This window comes from Nocardia carnea (genome assembly GCF_029868855.1).
GTDB lineage: Bacteria > Actinomycetota > Actinomycetes > Mycobacteriales > Mycobacteriaceae > Nocardia > Nocardia carnea_A.
Map to the genome: position 1 here is coordinate 1 of NZ_JARWOV010000097.1, position 4,865 is coordinate 4,865.

1 protein-coding gene is annotated in these 4,865 nt (G+C 67.4%); it reads left to right on the top strand.

Annotated features, from left to right (window positions below; genetic code table 11):
* A partial coding sequence (locus QH195_RS09035) for a non-ribosomal peptide synthetase (RefSeq protein WP_280435016.1) occupies nucleotides 1-4,865 on the top strand: 4,865 nt, incomplete at both ends.

Here is a 4,865-nt window from a genome sequence, read left to right on the forward strand (position 1 = left end):
CGTATTGGCAGGCGACCGGTGCGGAAGCCGGGAGTGTGCCGATCGGTGTTCCGCAGTGGAACAGCCGTGTGTATGTGCTCGACGGTCGCTTGCGTCCGGTGCCCGAGGGTGTGACCGGTGAGCTGTACTTGGCCGGTGACCAGTTGGCGCGTGGGTATGTGACGCGTCCGGATCTGAGTTCGGACCGTTTCGTGGCGAGTCCGTTCGACAGCGGCCGGCGGATGTATCGCACGGGCGACCTCGTGCGGTGGACGCGTGTCGATGGTGATCCGGTGCTGGAGTACCTGGGCCGTACGGATTTCCAGGTGAAGTTCCGTGGTCAGCGGATCGAGCTGGGGGAGATCGAATCGGCGTTGCTGGCGCTGCCGCAGGTCAGTCAAGCCGTGGTGACGGTGGCCGGTTCGCAACTGGGTGAGCAGCTGGTCGCTTATGTGGTGCCCGCACCCGGTGCACAGGTCGTCACCGGCGATCTGCTGGCCACGCTGCGTGATGTGCTGCCGGTGTACATGGTTCCGGCGGCGGTGGTCGAACTCGATGCCTTCCCGCTCAATACCTCCGGGAAGCTGGATCGTAAGGCGTTGCCGGAGCCGGTGTTCCAGGCGCGGGAGTTCCGGGCGCCGTCGACGCCGATCGAGGAGATCGTGGCGAATGTGTTCGCCGATGTTCTGGGTATGGATCGGGTCGGTGCCGATGACGATTTCTTCTCGCTCGGTGGTAATTCGCTGATCGCCACCCAGGTCGCTGCCCGGCTGGGCGGGGCGTTGGATACCCAGGTCCCGGTGCGGGCGCTGTTCGAAGCCCCGACCGTGACCGCGCTGGCCGCACGGGTGCAGGAACAGGCCGGGTCGGGTGGACGTAAGGCGCTGGTGCCGCAGCCGCGCCCGGAACAGGTGCCGCTGTCGCTGGCGCAGCAGCGGATGTGGTTCCTGAACCGGTTCGACGGTGCCACGGCGGCCTACAACATTCCGTTCGCCATCCGGCTGTCCGGCGATCTCGATGTGGACGCGTTGCGTGCCGCCGTGGCCGATGTCGTTGCCCGGCACGAGGTGCTGCGGACCGTGTACCCGGAAACCGACTCCGGTCCGGTCCAGGTGGTGGTGCCGGTCGGGCGCGCTGTACCGCAGCTCGAGGTGCGGTCGGTGGCCGCGGGGGCTGTCGCGGCCGCGGTCGCGGAGCTGGCTCGCTCCGGGTTCGATGTCACCACCGAGGTGCCCCTGCGGGTGGCGCTGTTCCGGTTGGACGAGGCCGCCGATACGGACGAAACGTCCGCGGTGATCGGTGCGGCGGAGAGCGCGACACCCGTTTACGTGCTGGCGCTGGTGGTGCACCACATCGCCGGTGACGGCTTCTCGGTGGCGCCGTTGACGCGTGATGTGATGGTGGCCTACTCCGCGCGGTCGGCGGGTGAGACGCCGGGTTGGGCGCCGTTGCCGGTGCAGTACGCCGACTACGCGCTGTGGCAGCGGGAACGGCTCGGTGACGAGAACGATCCCGAATCGCTGGTAGCCGAGCAACTGGCCTACTGGCAGTCGGCCTTGGCGGATGTGCCGGATCAGCTGGATCTGCCGATGGACCGGCCGCGTCCCGCGGTGCAGTCGTTCGCGGGTCACCGGATCGATGTGCGCATCGACCCCGAGATACACGCCGGTTTGCTGGGAATGGCCCGGGAGCAGGGTGCCACGCTGTTCATGGTGGTCCACGCCGCGTTCGCGGTGCTGCTGTCGCGGTTGTCCGGCAGCAATGACATCACGATCGGCACGCCGGTGGCCGGTCGTGGCGAACAGGTGCTCGACGAACTGATCGGCATGTTCGTCAACACCCTGGTGTTCCGGACCCAGCTGGACCGTGGCGAGCCGTTCGTCGAACTGCTGGCGCGGCAACGGGAGACCGATCTGGCCGCGTTCGCGCATGCGGATGTGCCCTTCGAGCGGCTGGTGGAGGTGCTGAACCCCGCGCGGTCGCAGGCGCGCCACCCGCTGTTCCAGGTCGGGTTGACATTCCAGAACCTGACGCAATCCAGTCTGGAACTCCCGGGCCTGTCGGTGTCGCGCGTCGACGTCGACACCGAGGTGTACCAGTACGATCTGAACCTTATCCTCAGCGATTCCTACACCGCTGCAGGCGAACCCGACGGGGTCACGGGTTTCCTCACCTACGCCACCGATCTGTTCGACCAGAGCACGGTGCAAGGGTTTGTGGACCGGTTCGCCCGGTTGCTGACGGCCCTGGTCGCCGATCCCACTCTCGCGCCGGGTGCGGTGGAGATTCTGGACGAGTCCGAGCGCGCGGAGATTCTCTCCCGCTCGGGTGGTCCGGCGGTGCCCGCCCGTACGCTGCCGGAACTGCTGGCCGCGGCGGTAGCGGTGGATCGGTCGGCGCCGGCGGTGGTGTTCGAGGGTCGCCGGTTCTCCTATGGGGAGTTCGACGAGCGCTCGAATCGCCTGGCGCGTGTGCTGATCGAGCTGGGACTGGGCGCCGAGGATGTGGTGGCCGTGGCGGTGCCGCGGTCGGCCGATTCGGTGCTGGCCGAATGGGCGGTGACCAAGTCCGGTGCGGCGTTCCTGCCGATCGACCCCACCTATCCGGAAGACCGCATCGCGCATATGCTCACCGACTCCGGTGCGCCGGTGGGTATCACGGTGTCCTCGGTGCGCGGGGATCTGCCGGATTCGGTGGACTGGCTGGTACTGGACGAGCTGGAACTCGAGGGCTTCTCGGCCGAACCGATCACCGAGGCCGATCGAGTGCGGCCGGTCACTCCGGGCAATACCGCCTACGTCATCTACACGTCCGGCTCCACAGGTGTGCCCAAGGGCGTGGTGGTCACGCATACGGGGCTGGCGAACTTCAGTGCCGAGCAGGTCGAACGGTATCGATTGACACCGGAGTCCCGGGCATTGGCGTTCGCGTCACCGAGCTTCGATGCCTCGATTCTGGAACTACTGCTGGCCGTGGGTTCGGCGGGTGCGCTGGTTGTGGTGCCGACCGGCACCTACGGCGGTGCGGAACTGGGCGAGCTGATCGCCCGCGAGGGCGTGACGGTCGGCTTGATCACGCCGTCGGTGCTGGCCTCCCTGGATCCGGCGGACCTGGCGGGGATGCAGGTCATCATCGCCGGCGGTGAAGCCATTCCGGCGGACTCGGTGGCACGCTGGTCCACGACCGGGGAAACCGCGACCGAGCGGCGATTCCACAATGCCTACGGTCCGACCGAAGCGACCATCGCCACCAATATCAGCGGGCGGTTGCGCCCCGGTGACCCGGTCACCATCGGCGGCCCGGTACGCGGTATGCGGACGCTGGTACTCGACGACCGGCTGAATCCAGTACCCGAAGGTGTCATCGGTGAGCTGTATGTCGGTGGTTGCCAGCTGGCGCGTGGTTATCATGCCCGGCCCGGGCTGACTGCCGAGCGTTTCGTCGCCGACCCATACGGCGAGCCCGGCTCCCGGCTGTATCGCACGGGTGATGTGGTGCGCTGGGGTCGCGACGGTATGGGTGATCCGGCGGTGGAGTATGTGGGCCGCAACGACTTCCAGGTGAAGATACGCGGTTTCCGCATCGAACTCGGGGAGATCGATGCCGCGCTGACCGCGCACGACGCGGTGGACTTCGCGGTGACGGTGGGTCACGAGGGCGCTACCGGCGCGGTGTCGCTGGTGTCCTATGTGGTTGCGGTGCCGGGATTCTCGGTGGATACGACGCAGGTGCGCGAATTCGTCGGCGAGCGGTTGCCGTCGTATATGGTTCCGGCCTCGATCGTGGTGATCGATCGGATCCCGCTGACCCCGGCCGGGAAACTGGACCGCCGGGCGCTACCCGAACCGGTTTTCGAAACGCGTTCCTTCCGGGCTCCGTCCACCCCGATCGAGGAGATCGTGGCGGGCACCTTCGCCGAGGTTCTGGCGGTCCAGCGGGTCGGCGCAGACGACGATTTCTTCACCCTCGGTGGTAACTCGCTACTCGCCACCCAGGTCGCGGCCCGCCTGGGCCGGGCGTTGAACACGGACGTGCCGGTGCGGATGCTGTTCGAGACGGCCACCGTGTCGGGGCTGGCCGTACGGGTCGAACAGCAGGCCGGCTCCGGTGGGCGCAAGGCTCTGGTAGCGGCGCCGCGTCCGGAGCAGGTGCCGTTGTCGTTGGCGCAGCAGCGCATGTGGTTCCTCAACCGGTTCGATCAGAATTCGACGGCCTACAACATTCCGTGGGCGACCCGGCTGACCGGGCATCTCGACCTGGCGGCCCTTCGTGCCGCCATCGGCGATGTGGTGAGCCGCCCCGAGGTGGGGCGGCCGGGGTTTCCGGAGACCGAATCCGGTCCGGTACAGGTGATCCTGCCGGCGGCCGAGGCGCTGCCGGACCTGGAGGTGCGGTCGACCACCGGCGCAGACTTGCTGTCGGCGGTATCGGAAATGGTCGCCACCACTTTCGATGTGACGGCCGAGGTGCCGTTGCGGATCGCGCTGTTCCAGGTCGAAACGGGGAACGCGGCGGAAACGGTCTCGGGTAACGGGATCAGCGGCGATACCGCCGGCGCGCACGGTGATTTCGTGCTGGCGATGGTGGTGCACCACATTTCGGGTGACGGTTCCTCCGCGGTGCCGTTGATGCGTGATGTGATGACGGCGTATGCGGCGCGGATTGCGGGTGAGGTGCCGGGGTGGGCGCCGTTGCCGGTGCAGTACGCCGATTTCAGTATCTGGCAGCGGGAGTTGCTGGGCGATGAATCCGATCCGGAATCGCTGGCTGCCGAGCAGATCGGGTATTGGAAGTCGGCGTTGGCCGGCGTTCCGGATCAGTTGGATCTTCCGGCGGATCGTCCGCGTCCTGCGGTGCAGTCCTACAGTGGTGGCCGGGTCGCGGTG